Origin of the sequence: Aquimonas voraii, assembly GCF_900101825.1 — a bacterium.
Lineage (GTDB): Bacteria > Pseudomonadota > Gammaproteobacteria > Xanthomonadales > Xanthomonadaceae > Aquimonas > Aquimonas voraii.
Map to the genome: position 1 here is coordinate 1 of NZ_FNAG01000020.1, position 24,259 is coordinate 24,259.

At 68.3% G+C, this 24,259-nt stretch carries 18 protein-coding genes and 2 rRNA genes; 6 read left to right on the forward strand and 14 right to left on the reverse strand.

The window, feature by feature from the left end:
• Window positions 1–106: 106 nt before the first annotated feature.
• From BLP83_RS17325 to BLP83_RS17340, 4 genes are all read left to right on the forward strand, one after another.
• Window positions 107–598: a DUF695 domain-containing protein gene (locus tag BLP83_RS17325; protein ID WP_091245890.1), complete on the forward strand. Its 492-nt coding sequence runs from the start codon at window positions 107–109 to the stop codon at window positions 596–598.
• A 351-nt stretch (window positions 599–949) separates the two neighbouring features.
• Window positions 950–1,507 carry a tetratricopeptide repeat protein gene (locus BLP83_RS18475; RefSeq protein WP_143006762.1) on the forward strand — a complete coding sequence of 186 codons (558 nt, stop codon included), beginning with the start codon at window positions 950–952 and terminating at the stop codon, window positions 1,505–1,507.
• A 32-nt stretch (window positions 1,508–1,539) separates the two neighbouring features.
• The gene (locus BLP83_RS17335; RefSeq protein WP_091245898.1) at window positions 1,540–2,475 is read left to right on the forward strand and encodes a diacylglycerol/lipid kinase family protein; all 936 of its coding nucleotides are present in this window, start codon (window positions 1,540–1,542) and stop codon (window positions 2,473–2,475) included.
• Window positions 2,472–3,266, forward strand: a complete 795-nt coding sequence (locus BLP83_RS17340; RefSeq protein ID WP_091245902.1) for a metallophosphoesterase family protein — start codon at window positions 2,472–2,474, stop codon at window positions 3,264–3,266. Before BLP83_RS17335 ends, BLP83_RS17340 begins: the two co-directional genes overlap by 4 nt.
• Here BLP83_RS17340 and BLP83_RS17345 read toward each other — a convergent pair.
• The 3 genes from BLP83_RS17345 to BLP83_RS17355 form a co-directional block, all read right to left on the reverse strand.
• On the reverse strand, window positions 3,238–4,137 hold the full coding sequence (locus tag BLP83_RS17345; RefSeq protein WP_091245906.1) for a sensor domain-containing diguanylate cyclase: 900 nt from the start codon (window positions 4,135–4,137) through the stop codon (window positions 3,238–3,240). The two genes, BLP83_RS17340 and BLP83_RS17345, sit on opposite strands and share 29 nt — an antisense overlap.
• Window positions 4,138–4,219: 82 nt before the next feature.
• Window positions 4,220–4,906: a glutathione S-transferase N-terminal domain-containing protein gene (locus BLP83_RS17350; RefSeq protein WP_091245908.1), complete on the reverse strand. Its 687-nt coding sequence runs from the start codon at window positions 4,904–4,906 to the stop codon at window positions 4,220–4,222.
• A 155-nt stretch (window positions 4,907–5,061) separates the two neighbouring features.
• Complete coding sequence (locus BLP83_RS17355) at window positions 5,062–6,678, reverse strand: hypothetical protein (RefSeq protein ID WP_091245911.1); 1,617 nt, start codon at window positions 6,676–6,678, stop codon at window positions 5,062–5,064.
• Between the two features lie 222 nt (window positions 6,679–6,900).
• Between BLP83_RS17355 and BLP83_RS17360 the strand changes: the two genes are divergently transcribed.
• Window positions 6,901–9,603, forward strand: coding sequence for a protein kinase domain-containing protein (locus BLP83_RS17360; protein ID WP_176764272.1), 2,703 nt, complete (start codon window positions 6,901–6,903; stop codon window positions 9,601–9,603).
• Window positions 9,604–9,670: 67 nt separating this feature from the next.
• Here the strand turns inward: BLP83_RS17360 and BLP83_RS17365 are convergent, their stop codons facing one another.
• The 7 genes from BLP83_RS17365 to BLP83_RS17390 all read right to left on the reverse strand — a co-directional run bounded on the left by BLP83_RS17365 (window position 9,671) and on the right by BLP83_RS17390 (window position 18,570).
• On the reverse strand, window positions 9,671–13,180 hold the full coding sequence (locus BLP83_RS17365; RefSeq protein ID WP_091245918.1) for a PAS domain-containing hybrid sensor histidine kinase/response regulator: 3,510 nt from the start codon (window positions 13,178–13,180) through the stop codon (window positions 9,671–9,673).
• A gap of 96 nt (window positions 13,181–13,276) precedes the next feature.
• A complete protein-coding gene (locus BLP83_RS19445; protein WP_091245922.1) occupies window positions 13,277–13,504 on the reverse strand; it encodes a DUF2256 domain-containing protein in 228 nt (75 codons plus the stop codon).
• The gene (locus BLP83_RS18800) at window positions 13,501–14,199 is read right to left on the reverse strand and encodes a 4'-phosphopantetheinyl transferase family protein (RefSeq protein WP_176764273.1); all 699 of its coding nucleotides are present in this window, start codon (window positions 14,197–14,199) and stop codon (window positions 13,501–13,503) included. The genes BLP83_RS19445 and BLP83_RS18800 overlap by 4 nt, the downstream gene beginning before the upstream one ends.
• 103 nt (window positions 14,200–14,302) lie before the next feature.
• Window positions 14,303–15,634 (reverse strand): hypothetical protein, encoded by a 1,332-nt coding sequence (locus tag BLP83_RS18805; RefSeq protein ID WP_176764274.1) that lies wholly within the window; start codon window positions 15,632–15,634, stop codon window positions 14,303–14,305.
• A 46-nt stretch (window positions 15,635–15,680) separates the two neighbouring features.
• The gene (locus tag BLP83_RS17380) at window positions 15,681–16,409 is read right to left on the reverse strand and encodes a CpsD/CapB family tyrosine-protein kinase (RefSeq protein WP_091245926.1); all 729 of its coding nucleotides are present in this window, start codon (window positions 16,407–16,409) and stop codon (window positions 15,681–15,683) included.
• Window positions 16,406–17,968 (reverse strand): XrtA system polysaccharide chain length determinant, encoded by a 1,563-nt coding sequence (locus tag BLP83_RS17385; RefSeq protein WP_245680073.1) that lies wholly within the window; start codon window positions 17,966–17,968, stop codon window positions 16,406–16,408. Before BLP83_RS17385 ends, BLP83_RS17380 begins: the two co-directional genes overlap by 4 nt.
• Window positions 17,965–18,570 (reverse strand): XrtA/PEP-CTERM system exopolysaccharide export protein, encoded by a 606-nt coding sequence (locus tag BLP83_RS17390; protein WP_245680074.1) that lies wholly within the window; start codon window positions 18,568–18,570, stop codon window positions 17,965–17,967. Before BLP83_RS17390 ends, BLP83_RS17385 begins: the two co-directional genes overlap by 4 nt.
• A gap of 662 nt (window positions 18,571–19,232) precedes the next feature.
• Between BLP83_RS17390 and BLP83_RS19300 the strand changes: the two genes are divergently transcribed.
• Window positions 19,233–19,367, forward strand: a complete 135-nt coding sequence (locus BLP83_RS19300) for a hypothetical protein (RefSeq protein WP_281187141.1) — start codon at window positions 19,233–19,235, stop codon at window positions 19,365–19,367.
• Window positions 19,368–19,447: 80 nt separating this feature from the next.
• Here the strand turns inward: BLP83_RS19300 and dinG are convergent, their stop codons facing one another.
• The 4 genes from dinG to BLP83_RS17420 form a co-directional block, all read right to left on the reverse strand.
• The gene (gene dinG / locus BLP83_RS17405; RefSeq protein WP_245680075.1) at window positions 19,448–21,583 is read right to left on the reverse strand and encodes an ATP-dependent DNA helicase DinG; all 2,136 of its coding nucleotides are present in this window, start codon (window positions 21,581–21,583) and stop codon (window positions 19,448–19,450) included.
• Between the two features lie 9 nt (window positions 21,584–21,592).
• Complete coding sequence (locus BLP83_RS17410; RefSeq protein ID WP_245680076.1) at window positions 21,593–22,048, reverse strand: YchJ family protein; 456 nt, start codon at window positions 22,046–22,048, stop codon at window positions 21,593–21,595.
• Between the two features lie 349 nt (window positions 22,049–22,397).
• Window positions 22,398–22,512: ribosomal RNA gene (rrf, locus tag BLP83_RS17415) — 5S ribosomal RNA — on the reverse strand.
• A 146-nt stretch (window positions 22,513–22,658) separates the two neighbouring features.
• Window positions 22,659–24,259, reverse strand: a 23S ribosomal RNA gene (locus tag BLP83_RS17420); the annotation flags it as partial.

The window sequence follows — 24,259 nt, forward strand, 5'->3', positions numbered from 1 at the left end:
TCTGGCGCCTAACTATGTGCTCAACCGGACCTGCGGGGAGAGGCCACGTTTTCATCAACCACTTCCGGCCCGCGGCCGGTTAGCACGGCGTTAGGCGTCACAGGGCATGCATCCCCGTACGGTCACCATTGAAGTCCCAGAGCCGCACTACTCGCTCTTCAATGTGAAGCGCTCCGGACTTCCCGAGGTCATCGTGGTCAACGATGCTCTACTCGGCTTTCCTCACATTGAGGTCTTCTCGTGGCACCTGTGCGTAACCCTCGGCGCGAGGGAACTGATCGAGAACGGCATGCCCTCGGAAGAGGAAAGTTCGCTCTTGTTTGAGATCGGAGATGAGATCGAAGAGGTTGTGCTAGGCGGAAGAACGGAGAACGGTGGAGCGAATGCTCTCTTTCTTGCGCGCAGCACATGGAACGAGCAGCGAGAGCTACTCTTTCAGGTACACGATCCTGAGGTCACACACACTGCACTTCAAGCGCTGCTCGAAAGCCGACATTGGCGGCGAGATTGGGACTACCGCATGAAGCAAGACTTTGAGTGGTCCAGTGCGGCAAACGTCTTCCAGCTCTTTCCGCAGGCAAATGGAAGTGACGCCTAACCCTTCGCTCAAGCGGAGCGCCAACGGCAGGCCACCAGGCCCGCGAAGCGGTGTAGGTCATCATCCGCCTCACGGGCCTGGCGTCCTGCCGCTGGCTCCCGCTTAGCTCAAACGTTAGCCCTTAATGAAAGCACGGTCGCGGAAAGGGGGTCAGGTTCACTTTCTCCGCAATAGATAGCGAAATCCGGGGTCAAGTCTTGTTTTGCTACTTGCGCGGAGTGGTCGTTGGCAAGCTTGGGCCCCAAGCGCGCCCGCCGTCTCTGGTGTGATCCTCCGACAACCGGAGACACTTGATGTGTCAACACAAGAACTGGCCCCGTATTGCTTTCGCATTGATGGCTTGAGGCTCAAATGACTCTTCGACTCGCTAAATTTTGCGCACTTCTCGCCACGGCTGTGAGCTCTACCACGCTCGCCGCGGAAAACATGACCGACTGCCATGCCGGCTGGAGCGAATACCAGCGCGGCAACTATATGCGCTCAGTCGAGCTGACATCCCGATGCATCGCTGAAGGAAACCTCGAGCAATCCACCCAGGCTCGTGCGTGGCGGAACCTCGGCATGGGTCTGAACGCAGCCGGGCATTCCGAGAAGGCGATAGAGGCCTATGACATCGCGATATCGCTGCGCCCTGATGACGTCTGGAACGATCATGTCAACAGGGGCAATGCGCTTTCCGATATCGGCCGATTCGAAGAGGCGCTGCGTGCCTACGACACTGCAGCCGGACTGACGACCGAGCTCGGCGAGATCCACTACAACCGCGGCATCGTCTTGGAGCGAATGCAAGAGATCCCAAAGGCGAAGGAATCCTTTCTCCTCGCGTTCAAGGCCGGCCTGCGCTCTGAAAAGCTAGCGGAGCGGATGATCGCGCACGATCTCTACGAGGAGGTAGTCGATCGCTGGTGAAGTGTCCGCCCGCCATCGGCTACCGAGCTCCCATGCAGCCCCTGCCCCACTTCGACGTGGTGATGAATACCGGCTCCGGCCGCACCGAGGCGCAGGCCCGGCGCGCCTGCGTCGAGCGGGTGCTGCGCGAGGGCGGGCGCGCGGTGCAGGTGCGGCTGGTGCGGCATCCGCGTGAGCTGTCGGCGCAGATCACGGGGGCGATTGCATCGGCGCGCGAATCGGGTGGCGCGGTGGTGGCGGCGGGCGGCGACGGCACCATCAATGCGGTGGTGCAGCAGGTGCTGGGCACGGGCCTGCCCTTCGGCGCGCTGCCGCAGGGCACCTTCAATTTCTTCGGGCGCAGCCAGGGCTTGTCCGAACACATCGAGACGGCCGCGCGCGATCTGCTGGATGCCGAGCTGCGCGACGTGCCGGTGGGCTTGGTGAACGAGCGGGTGTTCCTGATCAACGCCAGCATCGGCCTGTACCGGCGCCTGCTGCAGGACCGCGAGGCGTTCAAGCGCCGACTGGGCCGCTCGCGCCTGGTGGCGCTGTGGGCGGGGCTGAACACCCTGCTGCGTCCACACCCCCGGCTTGAGCTGCACCTGCGCGATGCCGAGGGTGAGCGCCGTGAGCAAGTGCTGAGCTTCGGCGCCGGCATCAACCGCCTGCAGCTCGAGCAGCTGGGTCTGCCCGAAGCCGAAGCCGTCGAGCGCGGGCAACTGCTCGGGTTCACCCTGCGCCCGCAGGATCGCCTGGCCCTGCTGCGCGTGGCCCTGCGCGGGCTGACCGGACAGTGGCAGAACGATGCGCGCGCGCACGCGTTCGTGTTCGAGCAGCTGCTGGTGCAGCCCACGCGCGGGCGCCGCAGCGTGCGTGTGGCCTGCGACGGCGAGGTGGCGCGGATGCGGCCGCCGCTGTGTTTCCGGGTGAGCGAAACGCGGCTGCCGCTGCTGGTGCCGGCGCGGCGCGCGGAGGCTGGGGCATGACGCGCATCCTGCATCTGTCGGACACCCATTTCGGCACCGAGCGGCCGCAGGTGGTGGAGGCGCTGATCGCGCTGGCGCAGACGCTGTCGCCGCAGCTGATCGTGGTCTCGGGCGACATCACCCAACGAGCCACGCACGCGCAGTTCGCCGCAGCGCGGCGCTTTCTGGACGCGCTACCGCCCTGCCCGCGCCTGCTGCTGCCGGGCAATCACGACATCCCGCTGTTCGCACTGTGGCAGCGCGCGCTTTCGCCCTATGCGCGCTACTGCGCGGGGCTGGAGGTGGCGGCGCTGGCGCCGACGATCAGCCTGCCGGGCGTGCATGCGATCGCGGTGAAAACCACGCGGCGTTGGCGGCATATCGACGGTGAGGTGTCGCCGGCGCAGGTCGAGGCTGTGGCCGCCGCCCTGCGCGCGCTGCCGGCGGCGGATCTCAAGCTGGTGGTGACGCACCAGCCGCTGTGGGTGGAACGTGCCGAGGATGCGCACAACCGCTGCCACGGCGCGGATGCTGCGCTGGCGGCCTGGGTCGAGGCCGGTGCGGACCTGTGCCTCGCCGGGCACATCCACTGGCCGTTCGCCGCGCGTCTGCCGCAGGCGCGCACGGCCTGGGCGATCAATGCCGGCACGGCGGTGTCGCGGCGCGTGCGGCCCGGCGCGCCGAACTCGGTGAACCTGATCGAGTGGAGCGCGGCGAACGGCGAGCGGATCTGTCGCTGGACGCGCTACGACTGCGCCGCCGAGGGTGCGCCGTTTGTTGCGCTCACGCCGTCGGTGCTGGCGCTCGCATGAGCGCACCGCCACGCACGCAGCTGCCGCCCGCGGCCTTGGCGCGGTACATGGCGCGGTCGGCTTCGCGCACCAGGTTTTCGACGTCGTCCGCTTCGTCGGGGTAGAAGGCGAGGCCGATGCTCGGGCCCGGCGTGATGCGGTGGCCGTGCACGTCCAGCGGCTCGGACAGGCGCGCGCAGAGGGCTTCGGCCGCAGCCTGGGCGGCCGCTGCCGAGGCGACCTCGGGCAGCAGCACCAGGAATTCGTCGCCGCCCAGCCGCGCCGCGCGCCAGCCGGGCGCCAGCAGTGCCCGCAGTCGCGCACCGAAAGCCTGCAGCACGCGGTCACCGAAGGGATGGCCGTGGCGGTCGTTGATGTCCTTGAAGCGGTCGAGGTCGAGATACAGCAGCGCAAGACGCGCACCATTCTCAGCGGCCCGGGCGAGCGCCTGCTGCAGCCACTCGTGCATCTGCAGGCGGTTGGCGAGGCCGGTCAGAGGGTCGGTGCGGGCCATCGCGACGAGCTGCGCTTCGGCCCGCTTGAGCTCGGTGACATCGCGGGCGACGGCAATGCGCAGCTGCACGTCCTCGAACCAGCGTGCCGACCACAGCAGGTCGACCACGCTGCCGTCGGCGCGCAGGTAGCGGTTGTGGAAGTTGCGCAGCGCCTCGCCGCGCATCACCGCGGCGGCCGCCGCCAGCGTGCGCGCATGGTCCTCCGGATGCAGGTAATCGAGCATGCGCGTGCCGAGCATGGCCTCGGGCTCGCGCCCGAACACTTCGCGCCCGCCGGGGCTGATGTACTGGAAGCAGCCCTCGCGATCGACCACGCAGACCGCGTCACCGATCATCTCGATGAAGCGGGTGAGCAGGCCGGGTGTGGTCTCAAGCATGCGCGGCCCCGTGCAGGCGGCGTGCCACGAACAGTGACGGATCGGCGCACAGACCACGGCGAAGCGGCATGGCGGCGGTGGCTCAGGCCGGTTGGGTGCCGAACAGGATGCGCTTCTGCGCCTCGCTCATCGGCCCCGTGCGCTCCCAGGGCTTGCCCTTGGCGTAGGCCGCCACCGTGGCCGGGCGCGCGGCGATCGCCTCGAACCAGCGCCGCAGGTTCGGGTAGTCGGCAAGGCGCATGCCCTGGCGCTCGTGCGGCACGATCCACGGGTAGCAGGCCATGTCGGCGATGCTGTAGGCGCCGGCGATGAAGTCGCGATCGGCCAGGCGGCGGTCGAGCACACCGTACAGGCGCGCGGTCTCACGCACGTAGCGATCGATGGCGTAGGGGATCTTCTCCGGCGCGTAGACGTTGAAATGGTGGTTCTGGCCGAGCATGGGCCCCAGCCCCGCCATCTGCCAGAACAGCCACTGCAGCACCTCGTTGCGGCCGCGCAGATCGGTGGGCAGGAAGCGGCCGGTCTTCTCGGCCAGGTACAGCAGGATCGCGCCGGACTCGAACAGGCTGAGCGGGCCGCCGCCATCGGCCGGCGCGTGGTCGACCAGGGCCGGCATGCGGTTGTTGGGCGCGATCTTGAGAAACTCCGGCTCGAACTGCGCGCCGCTGCCGATGTCGACCGGCAGGATGCGGTAGTCGAGCCCGCACTCCTCCAGCATCAGGGTGATCTTGTGGCCGTTCGGGGTGGGCCAGTAGTGCAGGTCGAGCATGGCGGCATCCGTGCGGAGAGGGCTGCGCAGTGTGTCGCGCACGCATCGGCGGTGCACGGACCCAGCACACGCTTCGCCAGGCTCCGCGCAGGGCGACCGCGGTCTGCCCACGCTCCTCGCGCCCGGCAGGCGCAAGGGGCGGCCGCTTGGGCGATTTACTCGAAGCTGTCGGCGAACAGCGCGCCCGGCGGCGGCAGGCTCAACCGCGTGGTGACCAGAACCGCGCCGTAGGTGTTGGAAGAGACTCGAACCAGCAGCTGCCCGTCATCGCCGATCCAGCCGTCGCGGCCGGTCTCGGGGTTGCTGTCGCCAGGCAGGGAGAAGTTTGCCACCGCGGTGGCCACCGGGCCGCTGGCAGTCGGCACCTGCAGGGTCTGGCCGATCGACAGCAGACGGCGCGGCGCCTGCGGCGGCTTCAGCAGCCAGAGGTCGCGGGTCTGGTTGGGGTTGGTGCTGGCATCCAGCACGACGCTGCCGTCGCGCAGCACGGCCATCGCATTGAAGGTCCGCCAGGTGCGGCCGGGCTCGGGCACGTAAGCGGGGTCGGTGAGGCTCAGCAGGGCGACGAGTTGGGGGCGCTCGCCCATGCGCACGCGCCACAGGCCGGTGGCGCTGCCGCCGTCGGTGGTGCGGACGCTGGCGATGAACGCGGACCAGTCGTCGGCCACGCTCAAGTCGGCCATGCTCGCCCAGGTCGAACCCAGCCAGTTGGGCCCGTAATAGCCCGTGCTGTCGCCGTAGGCCACCGGCAGGTTGCGGCTGCCGTCATGCCGGAAGATGCCGGGGCGGCTGCCGATGCCCGGCATGCGCCAGTCGGCGGCGAACACCAGGCCCTGCGTGGGCGAGGGCCGCAGGCGCAAGAAGTCCGCGAACTCGGCGCCGGCCTCGGCGACGAAGGGGCCCAGCGCGGCGGTGTCGCGGTTGGCGGCAATCGCCCGTGGCGCGCCCTCGCAGAGTACGAAGATCGCCTCGCGGGTGTTGGTGGCGGGCAGCCGGGCGAAGACGCGACCCTCGGGCGTGCTGGCGAAGCGGTCGAGGGTCTGGGAGAAGCTCAGGAAGCTGTCGCCCACCGCCAGCCCCGGCGCCAACGCCGGGTCGGTGCTGCCGCTGCGCAGGCAGGGGCGGTTGCCGAACCCCGGCTCATGGCGGGCCACCAGCCGGCTCTCGACGTTGCCCGGACTCACCACGGTGGCCACCAGCAGGACGCGGCCGCCGCTCAGCATCTGCCCCTCGGCGAAGCTGGTGGTGCCCGAATCGAATACCCAGTTGGCACCCAGGTTCGGTCCGAGCACGCCGTCGGTGCCTTGGCGGGCGATCTCGATGTTGCGGCTGCCGTCCCAGCGCCACAGGCCCCAGCTGCTGTTCAAGGTGGCGTTCGGGTCACCGGCGCGCGCCCGCACCAGGCGCTGGCCGTCGGGTGCGGCCGCACCGTAGCCGCTGACGAAGTCGAGGAACTGGTGGCCGGCCTCGGCACCGCTGCGGCCCGGGCCCACCGCACCGGAGGCGCCAAGTTGGAACCAGCGTTGGAAGCTGCCCCCCTGCCAGGCCCAGAAGCCTACCTGGGCACTGGGTGAGCTGATCCGCAGGCCGATCAGATCGCGGCCGCGGTCGCCCAGCAGGGGCTCCTGCAGGTTGCGGCTGGCGCTTGGCAGCCCGGGGGCGAGCACCTGGCCGCTGTCGGAGGCGAGCACTCGCCAGTCCACGGACTGGGCGAAGACGGAAACTGGCAGCAGCGCCAGGGCGGCGCAGAGCAGGTGGCGATGAACGCTCATGGGCAGGGTCTTCCTTGGGTGTGAACGGGCCCTCGTCCGGTCGAGGGGCGCGCAGTCTAGGCGGGGCCTGCCCGCAGCCACGGTATCGTCCCGACCAAAAGCGGTAACGCTTCGGTAATTTCGCGCCTGGCGCGCTTCGGCCGGCGGCTGAGGCCGGGATTCATGGGCGCGGAGACGCGTGCTAGGGTCCGCCGCCCCACCCTCCGCTGCTGGCCGCACCCGATGGACCGTGCCCTCTACTGCTTCCGCTTCGGCAGCGCCGAATTCGACGAGTCGCGCTTCGAGCTCAAGGTGGCCGGCCTGCCGGTGGAGGTCGAGCGGCGGGCGCTGGAGGTGCTGTCCTGCCTGCTGCGCCACGCCGGCGAGGTGGTCACCAAGGAGGAACTGTTCCGCGAGGTCTGGGCGGGGCGGGTCACCGTCGACAAGGTGCTGCCGAATGCGGTCACCAAGCTGCGGCGGGCGCTGGGTGAAGCCAATGCCGAGCACATCACCACCCAGGCGCGGATCGGCTACCGCCTGGAGGGCCCGGTCACGCGCGTGGCGGTGGGCCGCCCGCCGGCGGCGACACTGGAGCTGCGCGCGGGCGATCCGGTGCCGGGGCGTCCGAACTTCGTGCTGCGCCGGCCGCTGGGCGCACACCGCGGCAGCGAGGTCTGGCTGGCCGAGCACGCCAAGACCCGCGAGCCGCGTGTCTACAAGTTCGCGCTCGACGGCGAACGCCTGCGCAGCCTGAAGCGCGAGGCGACCCTGCTGCGGGTGCTGCAGGACAGCGAGGTCGACCCCGCCCACTTCGCCGCGCTGATCGACTGGAACTTCTCGGAGCCGCCGTTCTTCCTCGAATGCGAGTACGGCGGCCTCGACCTGCAGAGCTGGTGCGAGCGGCATCTGGGGTCGCTGTCGCGCGAAGCGCGCATCGACCTGTTCCTGCAGATTGCCGATGCGGTGGCCGCGGCGCATGCGGTCGGGGTGCTGCACAAGGACCTGAAGCCTGCGAACGTGCTGGTGCAGGGTGAGGGCGCGGCAGCGCGGCTGCGTCTGACCGACTTCGGCAGCGGCCGCATGCTCGATCCCGAGCGGCTGCAGCAGCTCGGCATCACGCGCATGGGCCTGACCCTCACCGAGAACCTGGGCGCGGATTCGCAGTCGGGCACCCTGCTCTATCTGGCGCCCGAGGTGTTCGCCGGGCAGACCCCGACTGCGCGCAGCGACGTGTACGCACTCGGCGTGCTGCTGTACCAGCTGCTGAGTGAGCGCCTGCGTCAGCCGATGGCACCGGGCTGGGAGCAGGCCATCGACGATCCCCTGCTGGGCGAGGACCTGCAGCATGCCACCCACGGCGACCCGCGCCAGCGGCTGCCCAGCGCCGCCGAACTGGCCGCGCGCCTGCGCGCGCTGCCGCAGCGGCGGGCGCAGCTGGCCCTGGCCGAGCGCGGCGAACGCGAGGCCCGGCTGGCCAGCGCTGCGCTGGCCCGCGCCCGCGCCCGTCGACCTTTCGTCTGGGCTCTGCTGGCTGCACTCGCGCTGGGATTCGGCACCGCCGTCGTTCTGCAGCAGCGCACCGAACAGGCGCGTCGTGAGGCGGAGGCACAACTGGCTCGCGCCAATGCGGTCACCCGGTTCCTGAGCGAGGACCTGATCAGCCGCGCCAATCCGCTGGTGCTGGCGCGCGGTGCGGAGGCACCGCTGCGCGATGTGCTGCTGTCGGCGCGCGAACGGCTGGCTTCGCGATTCGCCAATCAGCCCCTGGCCGAAGCCAGCGTGCGCGCCAGCCTCGCCGGCCTGTTCGCCGCGTTGGACGCCTGGCAGGAAGGCGAGCAGGAGGCCACGCGCGCGGTCGCGCTGTTCGATCGCGAGCTTGGCGCCTCGAGCGCGGAAAGCGTTCGCGCCCGCGCCCTGCGCGTGCATCTGCTGACCCGCCTGGCGCGCTTCGACGAAGCCGAAGCCGAACTCGCCGCGCTGGAGGCCGTGGCCGACAGCAAGGACGCCGGCCACCGTCACGCGCTGGCCAAGGCCCGGTCGAGCTATCACTTCAATCGCAATGCCTTCGCCCAGGCCGTGCCCGAACTACGCGAGGCGCTCGCCAACGTCGGCCTCGCCGAACCCGGCAACGAAGCACTCCGTGACAGCCTGCGGGTGGATCTGGTGGTGGCGCTGATCTACTCGGGCGCACATGCCGAGGCCCGCGCGGTTGCCGAGGCGCTGATCGCGGAGGCGGAAACCCGCAGCGGCGACCACCGGCTGCTGGTGGCCCTGACCCAGGTCGCCGCGGCGCGGGCCTACAGCGAGCTCGACAAGGGCGCCCGGGCCGAAGCGATGCTGCTGGCGGCGCAACCCGTGATCGTCGAGCGCCTTGGCGACGCGCACAGCCGGCATCTCGGCCTGCTCAATGAACTGATGGCGGTGCATTACGGCCGCCGCGATTGGGCACGCGCCCTGCCCTATGCCGAGACGGTCTACCAGCGGATTCGCGCACGCTTGGGCGACGCCCACAACATGACCCAGGTGAGCCGCGGCAACTTGGGCCGCCTGCTCTACGAGATGGGCCGACCGGAGGACGCCGCCGCCGAACTGCGCCCCGCGCACGCGGCGCTGGCGGCAGCGCTGGGCGGCGATGCGCCACAGGCGCAGGACCTCGCCTTCGTGCGGGCCTGCGTCGAGGTCGAGCTGGGCCACGGCGGCGCTGCCCGCGACCTGATCGGGACGCTCGACGTGGACGCACTGGCAGGTCAGCGCAGCCGCGAGCACTGGCAGCACAGCCTGGCCGCGCTGCGCGGCCTGCTCGCCGAAACCGAGGGCGACCGCGAAGGCGCCCGTGCGCTGCTGGCGGCGGCCTTGCCTCCGCTGCTTGAAGGCGCCGAGGGCGACAGCAGTCGACTGCTGCGGCGCGCACGCGAAGCCCTGCAGCGCCTGCAGGGAGAGGGCTAGCGAGGTCGCCGCGGCGGAGCGCCGCGGGAGTTGCCCGAATCACCTGGCGGGGTCGGCAGCGCGCGGCTCAGGCCACTGCCGAGGGCCGCTCGCGGCGTTTCGACAGCGCGGCGATCAGCGCGCGCAGGGCGGCCGGCCGCACCGGCTTGTTGAGCAGGGGATAGCCCGCTTCGCGACAGCGACGACGCAGCTCGTCGCCGCTTTCGGCGGTGACCAGGGCGGCCGGCGGCGCATCCGGCTGCAGCTCGCGGCGCAGGATGTCGATGACAGCGAGGCCGTCCAGGCTCTCGCCCAGATGCAGGTCGACCAGCAGCATGTCGGGCCGCTGCTCACGCGCCTGCAGCAGTGCGGCCTCCAGACCGGTGACCGTGTCCACGGCAAGACCCCAGCGTTCGAGCAGGGCGCGCATGCCCTCGAGAATGCTGGGGTCGTTGTCGACGCAGAGCACGCGCAGGCCCTCGACCGGGCCGGGGCTGCTCTCGATCGGTCGCGGCGCGGCGATGTCACCGAGCGCTGCCCGCGGTGCGCGCACGCTGAACACACTGCCGCGACCCGGCAAGGAGCGCAGGGCGATCGGATGGTCGAGCATGCGGGCGATGCGCTCGCAGATCGACAGGCCGAGGCCCAGGCCCTTCTCACCCCAGGGCGAAGGCTGCTCCAGCCGGCGGAACTCCTGGAAGATCACCGCGCTGTGCTCGGCCGAGATGCCGGGGCCGGTGTCCCAGACCTGGAACTCGACGCTGTCGCCGCGCGCGCGCGCGGCCAGCAGCACGCCGCCGTGCTGGGTGTAGCGCAGGGCATTGGCGACGAAGTTCTGCAGGATGCGGCGCATCAACCCGCGATCGCTGCGCAGGGCCAGCGCAGGCGCGTGCACGCGCAGCTCCAGGCCGCGCTGCTCGGCCATCGGCGCGAACTGCTCCTGCAGCGAGCGGCACAGCTCGCCGGCCGCGAACACGGTGGGCTCGGGCTTGAGCGAACCGGAATCGAGGCGCGAGATGTCGAGCAGGCCATCGAGCAGGTCCTCGGCGGCGCGCAGGGCGCTGTCGATGCGCGAGGACAGCAGCCGGGCGTCGGCATCGGCCTGCGGCTTGGCCGCGAGCGCCGCGGTGAACAGGCGCGCGGCGTTCATCGGCTGCAGCAGGTCGTGGCTGGCGGCGGCGAGGAAGCGGGTCTTGGACTGGTTGGCGGCCTCGGCCTCCTGCTTGGCGGCGCGCTGCGCTTCGAGCGCATGGGTCAGCTCGCCGGTACGCTGGGCGACGCGCTGCTCCAGGGTTTCGTTGGCGTCGATCAGCGCGTGCTCGACGCGCTTGTAGGCGGTGACGTCGGTGAAGGTGGTGACGAAGCCGCCGCCGGGCATCGGCCGGCCGCGCATTTCGATCACGCTGCCGTCGGGCCGCACGCGCTCGAATACGTGCGGGCTGCCGCGCTGCATGTAGCGCACGCGTTTGTCGACGTGCTCGTCGACGTCACCGGGGCCGCACTCGCCGCGCTCGGCGTTGTAGCGGATCAGGTCGGCCACCGGGCGACCGACATAGACCATGCCCTCGGGGTAGTCGAACATCTGCAGGTAGCGGCGGTTCCAGGCGACCAGGCGCATCTCGCCGTCGACCACGCTGATGCCCTGCGAGATGTTCTCCAGCGTCGCCGACAGCAGCTCGCGGTTGAAGCGCAGCTCCTGCGAGGCTTCGTCGAGCAGCGAGACCACTTCGCCCAGATCGAGGCCGGTGCCGCGCAGCGCGGTGGTCAGCACGCGCCGCGCCGAGGCGCCGCCGATGGCGCCGGCGAGCAGGCGCTCGGTGTACTGCAGGAGGCCGCGCTCCGCGGCATCCGCATCGGCAAGCACGCGGCCAGTCTCACGCGCGTAGTCCTCGAAGGCACGCACGGTGGCGCGGGCGCCGAGGATGCGCTCGGCGATCAGGCGCAGGTCGGCCACCGACAGCCGGCCGCGCCATTCGGTCACCGCGCCGACCGGGCGACGGTACCAGGGATCGAGGAAGGGCAAGGCGCGCAGGCGCTCGTCGATGCTGGGGCGGTAGCGCAGCGACAGCAGGATCAGCGCGGCGCTGTTGAACAGCAGGGTCCAGAAGGTGCCGTGGGTGATCGCATTCCAACCCGAGAGGCCGAACAGCGCCTGCGGCTTGAGGAAGGCGATGTCGAACAGGCCGGTGCGGGTCCATTCCGCGTCCATCCAGCCGGCGTTGGCCAGGGTCGGCAGCAACAGGGTGTAAGTCCACAGGGCGAAGCCGGCGAACAGCCCGCCGATCGCACCGACCCGGCTGGCGCCGCGCCAGTACAGGCCGGCGATGATCGCCGGCGCGAACTGCGCCACTGCGACGAAGGACAAGAGGCCGATGTCGGCGAGGTTGCTCTGGGTCTCCGCCGCGCGGTGGTAGGCATAGGCCAGCAGGGCGAGCACGACGATGGTGATGCGGCGGGTGCGCAACACCAGCACAGACAGGTCCGGCGGCGCGCCGTGCGCGTAGCGCGCCGAGCGCAGCAGCGCAGGCACCACCAGGTCGTTGCTGACCATGGTGGCGAGCGCCACGGTGGCGACGATCACCATGCCGGTCGCGGCCGAGAAGCCGCCGAGGTAGGCGAACAGGGCGAGCGCGTTCTCGCCCGCCGCCAGCGGCAGCTGCAGCACGTAGGAATCGGGATGGGCGCCGCTGCCGGCGAACAGGCTGGTGCCGGCGGCGGCAATGGGCAGCACCAGCACGCAGATGATCACGAGGTAGAGCGGGAACAGCCAGCGCGCGAGCCGCAGGTCGCCCGGGTTCTCGCACTCGACCACGCCGACCTGGAACTGCCGGGGCAGACAGAACATGGCGAGGAAGGCGAGCAACGTCTGCGTGACGAAGCCCTGCGGGATGGCATCCATGCCCTGCGCCGCCAGCGTGTCCACCCGCAGCGGGCTCCAGCCTTCGGGCACGTAGTGCAGGGCGAACAGGCCGACGGCGATGAAGGCCAGCAGCTTGACCAGGGACTCCAGCGCCACCGCCAGCATGAGACCGTGGTGGTGCTCGGTGGCATCGACCTGGCGGGTGCCGAACAGGATGGCGAACACCGCCAGCAGCACAGCCAGGTAGAAGGCCGAGTCAGCCAGCACCGGCGCCTGGCCCTCGACCACCCCGACGCCGCTCATCACGGCGATGCTCATGGCGCCGGCCTTGAACTGCAGGGCGATGTAGGGCACCGCGGCGATCACCGCGATCACGGTCACCAGCGCGGCCAGCGCCTGCGACTTGCCGAAGCGGCTGCCGATGAAATCGGCGATCGAGGTGATCGACTGCTCGCGGGCGATCTGGATCAGCCGCTTCAGGATCCCGCTGAAGAACAGGAACAGCAGGATCGGCCCGAGATAGATCGGCAGAAAGGCCCAGCCGTTCGAGACCGCCGTGCCGACCGCGCCGTAGAAGGTCCAGGACGAGCAGTACACCGCCAGCGCGAGGCTGTAGACGATCGGCCGCAGCCAGGTGCGTTCGGGATAGAGCGGGCGGCGGTCACCGTAGTAGGCGACGCCGAACAGGATGCCGATGTAGACCAGCGACACCAGCAGCAGGACCCAGCCAGCAATCATCCTTCCCTCCCCCAGGGTGACGGACGCACGCGGGCAATCGGGCCCAGCGCGGCTTCAATGGTGGCGCGCCCGCGGCCTGCCGCTCGGGCAGAAGGCTCAGCGCCGTGGGCGCTTTGCGCGCGCCGCGGCAGTCGCGGTGACGACCGCCTCCACGGCGCGTGGGATGGTAGCAGCCTGATCGCCGGCGGCCCGCCCGCGCGGCGTGCCGCGGCGGCAGGCGTCCGAGCAGTAGACGACGCTGTCCCAGCAGCGCTCCCAACGCTTGCGCCAGCTGAAAGGGCGCTGGCAGACCGGGCAGAGCTTCTCGGGCAGCGGCTTCCTCATGCCGCGCAGTCCAGATCTTCGAGCTGCCGCAGGTGATGGTCGGGACCCAGGCGGAAACGCCGCAGCGCGCGCGCTTCGGGCGACTGTGCCAAGGCAGCGCAGTGGCCGGGCACGGCCGGCAGGTCGCGCAGGCGGTAGCGGCGGCCGGGCCCCAGGTCGATCTCGCCCGCCGGCGCCTCGAAGCTGGTCGGGTCGACCCGCAGGCCGAAACCGCAGGCCTTCAGCGCGGCCTCCTTGCGGGTCCACGCCTCGGTGAGGGCCTCCACCCGGTGTGCCTGCGGCAGGCGCAGCCAGGCTTCGAGCTCGCGCGGCGCCAGGATCTGCGGAGCGAGCACGTTGCTGTCGCGATGGATCAGCGCCTCGATGTCGACGCCGACGGGCGCGGCATCCAGAGCCACCAGCGCCTGCCCGCCGCAATGACTCAGCGAGAAGTGCAGCTGCGGATGCGCGGGCAGACAGGGCTTGCCCTGAGCGTCGGCAACAATGGCGATCGCGGACGGGTCGGCATCCGCCGCCCAGCCGAGCAGTCGCCGCAGGGCGGCATGCGCGGCGATGAATCGACGCTGCAGCTGCGGCGTGGCGAAGCGCACCGCACGCGCTCGCTCGCTCGGATCGAGCAGCTCGAAGTCGGCCGGCAGGGCGTCGAGATGCAGCTCGACGATGCGCACCGAAGCTGGATCGCTCAGCAGGGACACGGCATTCACCTTGGCAAGGGCTCCGGAGCGAGGGCGTGGTGGTGCGGGCCTGCGCCCGCAGGGGACGGTGCGCCACTGGCACAGTGGCTTGAGTCTCGCTGCTTCAGCCCCGCCGGTACAGCAGGCCGAGAAAATAGCGGGTCTCCTCGAAGTGCTCGCTGGCGACGCTACCGCGGCGCAGGGCGCGGCTGGCGCCGAGCTCGAGTTCGAGCTGGCGTAGCCAGCGCCAGCGCAGGGACACACCGTAAACCCGATCGCGGTCTTCGCGTGCGGCCAAGAGGTAATGCCGACGGTCGAGGCTGGCATAAGCGTTGAGGGCCAAGGTGGCGCGCAGCGGTCTCGACACTCCCAGCAACAAGCCGCTGACGCGCTGGTCGAGGGCCTCGCTGCGGGCGTAGTCCTGGTCGCGCCAGTAGGCCTCGACGCGCGAGAACAGGGCGCGTGCGCTGCGGGTATGGGCGAGGTTGAGGCTCGACTCGCGGTAGACATCCGGATTGAGGAAACCGCCGCGCGCAGCGGGCAGGCCGAGCGGCAACTCGAAATCCTCCAATCGCGGTGCCGCGCCGACCAGATCTGCCAGCGCGTCGGAGTACTGCCGTGCGGCGCGCAGTTCCAGTCGCTGGGCTTCGTTGGGCAGCCAGGCGGCGCCCAGGCGGAGCAAGCCTCCGCTGCGGTGGCTGGCGTCGCGGAAATCGATGCGGCTGCCGCCGGCGTCGAACGCCAGCTCCACGCTGCCACCACGACGCGCCCAGCGCAGGAAGGCATCGAGCCGTTCGAAGTCCTGCACGCTGGCGCTGGTTTGCTCGAACGCGGTGTCGTTGTACTCGAGATTGGCACTCAGGGCCTGTGTGGGTGACAGCTGGCGCAGGCCGCGCAGGGCCAGGTTCCAGCGCTCGCTGTTGAATTCGCGGCTGCGCTGGGCCCAGGCGTCGATCCAGCGCAGTTCCGCCAGCACCCGGGTGCGCGCATCGGGGCGCAGGCTCAGCGTCGGTCCAGTGACCAGCACGTTGGTGCGCTGCTGGTTGTCCGGGCGGTCGACGGCGAAGGCATCGATGGGCTGGCGCCCGAGGTAGTCCTCGAAGGTCCAGCTGAGGCGCTCGGGCAACAAGCGCCAGACGGCGCTCAGGCCGAGGCGGGTGCGCAGTTCGCTGTCGAAGCCGGAGTCCTGGTAGCGGAGGAACTCAGCGTCGCCGGCGGCCTGCACGCTCAGGCGCTCACCGTCGCCGGCCAGGGTGAAGGCCAGACTCGGGCGCAGCACGGTGTCGCTGACCGGGTCTTGCGGCGTGCGGCGGATGTTGTCGCTGTGTTCGACCCCGAAGCCGAGCCGGTAGTCGAGACGCAGCGGCCGCTCGGGGCCTGGCTGGGCCGCGAGTGGCCCCGCCAGCTGCAGGCCGAGCAGGACAAACGCGGACGCACAGACAGACTTCAGGGACATGGGCTTCCTCCAGGCGGCGGATCGTGCCGGTCGTCGAGCGCGGGAATCAGTGCGGCACGCGGTTGAAGGCGACACCGGCGAGGCGCACGCGGTCGAGCACGGAGATCGCCTCCTGCACCGCCGCCGGGGTATCGCGACCATAGCCCGCCACCAGTACGGAGAGTTCGGCCATGCTGGAGAGGATGCGGGCATCCGGCGAGGCCGCGACCGCGGGCGCATCCAGCACCACGCAGACGCCCTCGTCGGTGCCGCGCAGCGAATCCAGCAGCAGGCGCATGCGCGCCGAGCCCAGCAGGTCGCCGCTGGCCTCACGCCGTGGACCGGCCGGCACCAGCAGCACCCGCGGCACGGCCGTCGGATGGACAACCTGTTCGATCCGTTCGACGCGGCCTTCGAGAAAGTCGACCAGGCCAAAGGCGTCGGCCGGCAGGTCCATGCGGCGGTGCAGCTGCGGCGAACGCAGGCAGCAGTCGACCAGGATCACGGTGCGCCGCTCATCAAAAGCCATGGCGGAGGCCAGGTTGACTGCGACAAAGCTGGCACCGCTGCCGTGGGCGACCGGCACGACCAGCAGGCTCAGGTTGCCGCCGCCTGCGCGCGCCAGCAGCTGGGTGCGCAGGTCGCGGAAAGCGTCAGCCGGCCGGGAATCGGGCATGTCATGGCTGACGATGCGCCGTGCCTCGAGCTGTTTCCCGTTGAAGGGCGCCAGTGCCCCGGCGCGCTGCGCCAGGGCCTGAGCTGCGCGCAGGGGTTCGACTTCGTGACGCTTGCTCATAGGGGGATCACTCCTCGGCTGATCGCGGCCCAGGCGTAGATCAGCAGCACGGCAGCCACAACAGCGATGGCAACGGCGAACTTGACGAGGGTGCGACGACGATCGGCGCGGGTGCGGAATTCGGGGATGCTCACCAGCACCGGCACCGGCAATGCCTGCGCCAGCGCCTGCGCGCTGCGCGCGCGCGGATCGATCTGCAGAAGGGCGAGCAGCAGCCCCATGGGTACGGCGACACCAAGACCGAGGCCGGCGATCGCGAAGTGCATCAGGCGCAGCCCGGTGGGCTGCAGGGGGAGTGCCGCCGGCTCCTGGATGCGAAAGGTGAGGCCGCGCTGCTCGGCATCGAGGCTCATCGACACCCGGGCGTTCTCCCGGCGACGCAGCAGGTCCTGGTAGATGTCGCGGTTGACCTCGTAGTCACGGGTCAGTTCGGCCAGCGAAGCCTCGCTGTCGGCCACCCGGCGACCGCGGTCGAGTTCGGCCTGCAGCAGGCTTTCGTTCTCGCTGATGCGCGCGCGCAGGGCGGCGATGTCGCCGCGCACGCGGGCGAGGTCGGAGCGCAACTGCTGGTAGAGCGGATTGCTGGCCGCCGCGAGGTCGGCACCGCGCGCGCCCGAGGACTCCGCGCGCTCCTCGCGAACGAGGATGGCCTGCATGTCTTCGATCTGGTGGCGCAGGCGCACCACGTCGGGATAAGAGTCGGTGTAGTCGAGCAGCAGCGTGTCGAGTTGGGACTGCAGCTCGGCGATTCTCTGCCGTGCCTGAGCGGAGCGCGAGCGCAGGTCCGAGACTTCGGCCTCGCCGCTGATCTGCGCCTGCAGGGCGTTTTCACGCATCTGCAACTCGGACAGCTGGGTGCGCGCGCCCTCGATCTGCGAGCGGATTTCCGAGATGCGGGTGCGGACGTCGATGTCCGTGCCCGGCCGCGCATCGAGGTTGGCCGCGCGGAACTGCTTGAGGCGCTCCTCGGCGTCGGTGAGCTTGCGGTGGTACTCGTCGACGCGCGAAGCGATGAACTCGAAGGCCTCGCGGCTTTCGCGTTCCTTGGCGGCGAGGCTCTCGCTGATGAACAGCTCGGCGTAGCGGTTCGCCACCGCGTAGGCGCGCTCTGGTTCGGCGTCGGTGTAGGTGATGCGGATGAGGTTCTGCCCGGGGCTGTCGATTCGCGTGCGCTGCTTGATTTCGCCGACCAGGCGTTCGCGCGCGAGCGGTTCGGTGACGGCGGCGTCCCAACCGCCGGCCTTCAGGATCTCGGCCATGATGGCGCGACTGAAGATCACCTCACGGGCGATGCGCGCGCGATCGGCGACGCCCGTTGGCACTGCGCGCCCCTCCATCAGCGGCCCGATGATATTGGCCTCGCTGACCAGAATCGTGCTGGCCGATTGGTATTTGCGCGGCAGCACGATGCCGGTCGAAAGAAACGCCAGGGCAATCACACCGAAGGCGGCGAGCAGCAGTGCACCGTGCCGACGCAACTCGGCCAGAAGCATGGGCAAGCGGGCAAACAGCTCGGCGCCAGGCGAGGCTGCCGGTCCGTGCAGGCCCGGTGGGTTCACAGTGCCCGCTCCGGCACGGTGATCACATCGCCGGGGCGCACCTCCAGGTTCGTCTCAAGGTCACCACGGCCGAGAATGGCGCCGAGGCGGACATCCAGCGCCTCGGTCACGGCACCGTCGCGACGGTAGAGTCGGGTGCGGTTGGCGGCGGCGAACTCGTTGACTCCACCAGCCTGCAGCACCGCATCCAGCACGGTCATGCCCTGCCGATACGGGATGGAGATTGGAGTACGCACGGCACCGGTCACCCGCACGCGGGAGAGGAATTCATGGCTCCGCAGCTCGGTGAGGATCACCGCGACCTTGGGATCCCGCACATAGGCCGCGAGCTGTTGCTCGATGTCGCGCGCGACCTGCTCGGGGGTGCGGCCGCCGGCAAGTACGTCGCCCACCAGCGGCACAGAAATCCGCCCGTCGGGCCGCACCGGCACGCTGACGCTCAGTTCTGGGTTGCGCCAAACCGCCACCTGCAACTGGTCATCGACGCCGATCCGGTACAGGTTGTCGGCCGTTTCCGCCGCATGGGCGGGCGTCGCAAGGGCACCGGCCAGGCTGGCAAGCGCACAGAAGAAGGCCTGAAGCAGGCGAAGGTTGGTAGTCACGCGGATGGCTCCTGACAGCGGCTCCGCCCCTTCGCACTGTGAGGGGTTTCGCAGAACCGTGGACATTGGGATGATAAGCGGACCCGGGCTTAATGAGAAGCCCATCACACTTGAACGCGCGTATGCCGACCGACGACTACCTTTCAGATTATCGGCGTCTGGGCGTGCAGCCCGGTTGCAGCGTGGAGACGCTGGAACGTGTCTGGCGGGCAGCTGTTCGTGAGTTGCATCCGGATCGCGCCGCGGACGGCTCGGACTCCCAAGCCCGCACTCAGCGCTTGCTCGAGGTCACTGGCGCGTATAGGCGCCTGCGCAGTTTCGAGCGCGAACATGGCCGGCTGCCCGGCGGAGTCTTGCAGACACCGCCACTCCTGGTTGCAGAGCCTCCAGGGGAGGCGTCATCAGTACCCGGCTCAATGGGGGACGGTGAAGAAGCACCTCGGGCGCGGGGTGTTTCTTTGAGCATGGCAGCGTGGCTTGGACTTGCGGCCTTGGGGCTGCTGGTCTGGAGCGGGGCGATTCATGGGCCTCGCGAGAGCATCTCGTCACCCGCGCCGGCACCGGCGGAGCCGTTGGCGCAGCCTGTGGGCTTGCCAAGCGTGGAAAAACAGCCCGGGCAGAACATACGAATCGGCAGCAGCGAGGTCCATGTTGAGCGCCTGTTGGGCCCTCCCCTCGTACTTCAGGCCGACCTTTGGGAGTACGGCCCCTCGCATATCCGCTTCGAACGCGGACGCGTGGTCGGCTGGTACAGCTCGCCGCTCAAGCCGCTGCCCGTGGACGTCGAGAGCCGTTGAGTTCGGAGTCGTGGGACGCGGCGGTCGGAGCGCGCCGGGAGGGCACAGCAAAGGCGGGCAAGAGGCGTGGACCGCTGGCTTCAGCCGAGCGGAGCACCGAGTTCCCGCTGGAAGTCAGGCAGAGCCGCCAGGATTCGCGCTCCGTAGCGGCGCGTCATCAGTCGATTGTCGAGGATGACGATCCGCCCCTGATCGCGTTCGCTGCGAATCAGGCGGCCACAGTACTGGATCAGGGTGCGTGTCGCTTGCGGAATGCTCACCTCGACGAAGGCATTGCGTCCCCTCGCCTCGAGCCACTCCGCGTAGGTGGCTCCAACGGGATCGGTGGGTACGGCAAAGGGGAGCTGGGTAATTACTACGGTTTCACACAGGCGTCCGGGCAGGTCCAGCCCCTCGCCAAAGCTGGCGAGTCCGAAGAGGGTGCTGCCGTGGCCGGACTCGATGGCGGCGGCATGCGCCGCGAGCAGAGCGCTCTTGCTTCGCGAGCCTTGGGCAAGAACGCGGATGCGGGAGGCGGGCTTGAGCATTTCTACTGCCTGCTCAAGCTTGGCGCGCGATGTAAACAGCACGAGGTTGCCGGCGCCCCAGTCCAGCTCCCGTTCGAGCCAGTTCACCACCTCGCGCACATGTGCCTCGCGCGCGTCGGGCGACGCCTGCAGCGGCGGCACCTGCAGTCGGGCCTGCCGCCGCAGGTCAAAGGGCGACGGTAGGGCGAGGGTTTCGGCGTGTGCCGGCAGACCCACCTGCGCGGCATAATTCCGGAAGTCTCCGCCGATCGACAGCGTCGCGGAGGCCAGGACAACGCCCGCCGCCTGCGGCCAAAGCACTCGCCGCAGCGTGGGCGCTGCCGAGACCTCGGACGCATGGCAAGTGATAGATGAATCTACCGCTCGCGACAGCCAGCGCGCGCGTGGAAGTTGGTCCGCAGCTTCGTCCTGGGCCCACAGCCACCACAGCGTCGATTGGGCTTCAATGCGCTCCCTTGCCATCCCCAGTTCGCGTGCGGTGGTTTCCCGTCGCTCCGGCGGAAGCTCGCTCTCGAGCAGGGCCTTGATGGCGAGCGGCAGCCAGCGAACGAGTTCGGCGGTCCGCTGCGACAAGCCCTGCGCCAGCTGGCGCCAGGGCTCGGGCACCTGTCCAAGACTTGCGCGCCAAAGCGGCTCGGCGGTGGGCACGGCCTGCGGCCAGGCAGCATCCAGCTCGGCCTCGAGGCGGTCGATGCCGTCGATCAGCTCGTCCAGCAGACCATCGATCTCGCCTGCGTCCTTGCGGCCCAGCCGCTCCTTGCCAGTGGCGAGATATACCGCTCGCAGCGGTGCGGCGAGTCGCTGCAGGCGGCGGCGCGCGTCAGCGAGGTTGACCTCGGCGCCGCCGCGATCGATGGCCTTGTCTGGGAGCTGATGGGCTTCGTCGAAGACGTAGAGCGTCTCCCCGGGGGCCGGCAGCAACACGCCGCCAGAGCCGTCCTCGTCACGCCCGAGTTCGAGGTCGGCAAGCACCAGATCGTGGTTGGCAACGATGATCTGGGCCGTGTTCAGCCGATTACGAGCGAGCACGAAGGGGCAGGAAACGATGAAAGGGCATCGCCTATTGCTGCAGCCGCCTGCCGAGGTGGTGATCAGCCTGCGCGACTCATCGTCAAGGTCATCAGGGGAGCGATCGAGATCGCCATCCCAGGCCCCAGACTGCAGCGCTTCCAAAAGTGATCGCAGTCGTTCGACCTCACCGCTGCGGGGCGGTCGCGGCCAAGCTCCCGTCGTTGACTGGACGCCAAAATCGAAGCCCCCCTGAGGCAGCTCGGCGTCGCTTCGAGTCAGCTCATGGAGGTTACGCGTGCACGCGTAACGCTGTCTGCCTTTGGCAAGCACCACCGAGGCCTCGGAGCCGGTGGCAGCGAGGAAGGCGGGGATGTCCCGCTCGACCAACTGCTCCTGCAGGGCGACTGTGGCTGTGGCCACGAGCAGCTTTTTCTTTTGCGCGATCGCGATCGGCAGTGCGGCCAGTAGATAGGCCATCGATTTGCCGGTGCCCGTCGGTGCTTCGACGGCAAGCGCGCCTTTGTCTTGCACGAGCGCACGGGCGACTGCAGCAACCATCTGGCGTTGCGATCCACGCGGCACAAACCCGCCGAAGCTTTCTCGCAGACGGCGATATTGACGGCGGATGTCTTCCTGCAGTTCTTCACTGAGCAGGGCCGCTTCGTGCGCGGCGCTCATCGGCGGCGCCTACTTTGGGCCGATTTCACCGTCGACGTAGTACCAGACCCCATCCTCGAGGAGGAAGCGACTGCGCTCTACCATCCGCTGCGCAGGGCCGCCACCGACCTTCACGCGAGCGATGAAACTCACTTCCTGACGGCTTGCGTCGAGAACGCGATGGGAAATGATCTGCAGCCCAAGCCAATGTGTTCGCAGGCCGGGACGATCGCTGAGATCCAAGGTTGGCGGCCGCGTGCTGGCGTGCCAAGTGGCCAACAGGAAATCGGTGCGCTTGCGGACGTAAGCACTGTAGCGGGCACGCATCAGCTGCAGCGCGTCCTGGGGCTGCTTCGTCCCTGCGTGAATCGGGGCGCAGCACAGTTCGTAGCTCTTTCCGCCGCCACAGGGACACTGCGTGTTCGCATCGGCCGTCGCTGCCGACTGTGCGCTGCTCGCCGTCATGGTGTTGGCATCGTTGAACATGGTCGTGGCTTGTTTCTACTTGACCCCACAGGATGGGGGCGGAAGGAGCTGAGGGCAAGAGCTGCCATCGCTACAAGCATCATTTCTTGTGAGCACATTCAGGCTTCGGTCGGGATCGAAGCTCGCAACACGGGCTATCGATTTAAGCCGGGTTGACCTCTGGCTGATTCGCGTATGCCTCACCGCCGTGCCTTTTGCTCGGAACGTGGATGAGGGCACAGCCTGTGCGTGGCGGATGCTCGGGATTGTGTAGCGTTGCCCGGCTTGCCCGATTAGTCCGGGTGTATTGGCCGACTTGGGGCCAAAGGAAAAGGGCCACCCCGATTGGGGTGGCCCTTTTGGTGTAAGGCCCTGGCGATGACCTACTCTCACATGGCAAATGCCACACTACCATCGGCGCGGTTGCGTTTCACTTCCGAGTTCGGGATGGGATCGGGTGGTTCCACAACGCTATGGTCGCCAGGGAGACGGTGGAGTGTCGCGGTCCGGTGTTGCTTTTGGCATTGACCGGTCGCGCCGTCTCTCAAGGGGATGGGACGTAACAGAGATTTGGATCTTGTTCTCAACGTGTTGTTGAGGAGAGCTTCTAGGCGAAGCGTCTTGAGGTTATATGATCAAGCCGCACGGATCATTAGTACGCGTTAGCTCAATGCATTGCTGCACTTACACACCGCGCCTATCAACGACGTAGTCTTCATCGTTCCTTTAGGGGGCTTGTGCCCCGGGAGGTCTCATCTTGAGGCGCGCTTCCCGCTTAGATGCTTTCAGCGGTTATCGCTTCCGTACATAGCTACCCGGCAGTGCCACTGGCGTGACAACCGGAACACCAGGGGTACGTCCACTCCGGTCCTCTCGTACTAGGAGCAGCCCCTCTCAAACCTCCAACGCCCACGACAGATAGGGACCGAACTGTCTCACGACGTTCTGAACCCAGCTCGCGTACCACTTTAAATGGCGAACAGCCATACCCTTGGGACCGACTACAGCCCCAGGATGTGATGAGCCGACATCGAGGTGCCAAACACCGCCGTCGATATGAACTCTTGGGCGGTATCAGCCTGTTATCCCCGGAGTACCTTTTATCCGTTGAGCGATGGCCCTTCCATACAGAACCACCGGATCACTAAGACCTACTTTCGTACCTGCTTGATCCGTCGATCTCGCAGTCAAGCGCGCTTATGCCTTTACACACACTGCACGATGTCCGACCGTGCTGAGCGCACCTTCGTGCTCCTCCGTTACTCTTTGGGAGGAGACCGCCCCAGTCAAACTACCCACCATACACGGTCCCCGATCCGGATTACGGACCTAGGTTAGAACGTCAAGCACTTCAGGGTGGTATTTCAAGGTTGGCTCCACACAGACTGGCGTCCATGCTTCAAAGCCTCCCACCTATCCTACACAGAAGAACTCAACGTTCAGTGTAAAGCTGTAGTAAAGGTTCACGGGGTCTTTCCGTCTTGCCGCGGGAACGCTGCATCTTCACAGCGATTTCAATTTCACTGAGTCTCGGGTGGAGACAGCGCCGCTGTCGTTACGCCATTCGTGCAGGTCGGAACTTACCCGACAAGGAATTTCGCTACCTTAGGACCGTTATAGTTACGGCCGCCGTTTACCGGGGCTTCGATCAAGAGCTTCGGTTTCCCTAACCCCATCAATTAACCTTCCGGCACCGGGCAGGCGTCACACCCTATACGTCCACTTTCGTGTTTGCAGAGTGCTGTGTTTTTGATAAACAGTCGCAGCGGCCTGGTCACTGCGGCCCTCTTTAGCCCAGCTCCGCACGGAGCCACCAAAAAGGGCGCACCTTCTCCCGAAGTTACGGTGCTATGTTGCCTAGTTCCTTCACCCGAGTTCTCTCAAGCGCCTGAGGATTCTCACCCTGCCTACCTGTGTCGGATTACGGTACGGTCGTCGTGATCTGAAGCTTAGAAGTTTTTCCTGGAAGCGTGGCCTCAGTGACTTCGTCCATAAGGACTGGTCTCGGTGCTCGGTGTATGAACCCCCGGATTTGCCTAAGGGTTCCACCTACCGCCTTTCCCCGGGACAACCAACGCCCGGTACACCTAGCCTTCTCCGTCACTCCATCGCAATCACGATCGGTGCTGGAATATTAACCAGCTTCCCATCGACTACGGCTTTCGCCCTCGCCTTAGGGGCCGACTCACCCTGCGTCGATTAACGTTGCGCAAGGAAACCTTGGGCTTTCGG

Coding starts and splice junctions, on each gene's coding strand:
- BLP83_RS17410 (WP_245680076.1), bottom strand. CDS start 22,048: ATGTTCAACGATGCCAACACCATGACGGCGAGCAGCGCACAGTCGGCA.
- BLP83_RS17340 (WP_091245902.1), top strand. CDS start 2,472: ATGACGCGCATCCTGCATCTGTCGGACACCCATTTCGGCACCGAGCGG.
- dinG (WP_245680075.1), bottom strand. CDS start 21,583: ATGAGCGCCGCGCACGAAGCGGCCCTGCTCAGTGAAGAACTGCAGGAA.
- BLP83_RS18475 (WP_143006762.1), top strand. CDS start 950: ATGACTCTTCGACTCGCTAAATTTTGCGCACTTCTCGCCACGGCTGTG.
- BLP83_RS17380 (WP_091245926.1), bottom strand. CDS start 16,409: ATGAGCAAGCGTCACGAAGTCGAACCCCTGCGCGCAGCTCAGGCCCTG.
- BLP83_RS17360 (WP_176764272.1), top strand. CDS start 6,901: ATGGACCGTGCCCTCTACTGCTTCCGCTTCGGCAGCGCCGAATTCGAC.
- BLP83_RS17325 (WP_091245890.1), top strand. CDS start 107: ATGCATCCCCGTACGGTCACCATTGAAGTCCCAGAGCCGCACTACTCG.
- BLP83_RS19445 (WP_091245922.1), bottom strand. CDS start 13,504: ATGAGGAAGCCGCTGCCCGAGAAGCTCTGCCCGGTCTGCCAGCGCCCT.
- BLP83_RS17345 (WP_091245906.1), bottom strand. CDS start 4,137: ATGCTTGAGACCACACCCGGCCTGCTCACCCGCTTCATCGAGATGATC.
- BLP83_RS17365 (WP_091245918.1), bottom strand. CDS start 13,180: ATGATTGCTGGCTGGGTCCTGCTGCTGGTGTCGCTGGTCTACATCGGC.
- BLP83_RS17350 (WP_091245908.1), bottom strand. CDS start 4,906: ATGCTCGACCTGCACTACTGGCCCACCCCGAACGGCCACAAGATCACC.
- BLP83_RS18805 (WP_176764274.1), bottom strand. CDS start 15,634: ATGTCCCTGAAGTCTGTCTGTGCGTCCGCGTTTGTCCTGCTCGGCCTG.
- BLP83_RS17335 (WP_091245898.1), top strand. CDS start 1,540: ATGCAGCCCCTGCCCCACTTCGACGTGGTGATGAATACCGGCTCCGGC.
- BLP83_RS17355 (WP_091245911.1), bottom strand. CDS start 6,678: ATGAGCGTTCATCGCCACCTGCTCTGCGCCGCCCTGGCGCTGCTGCCA.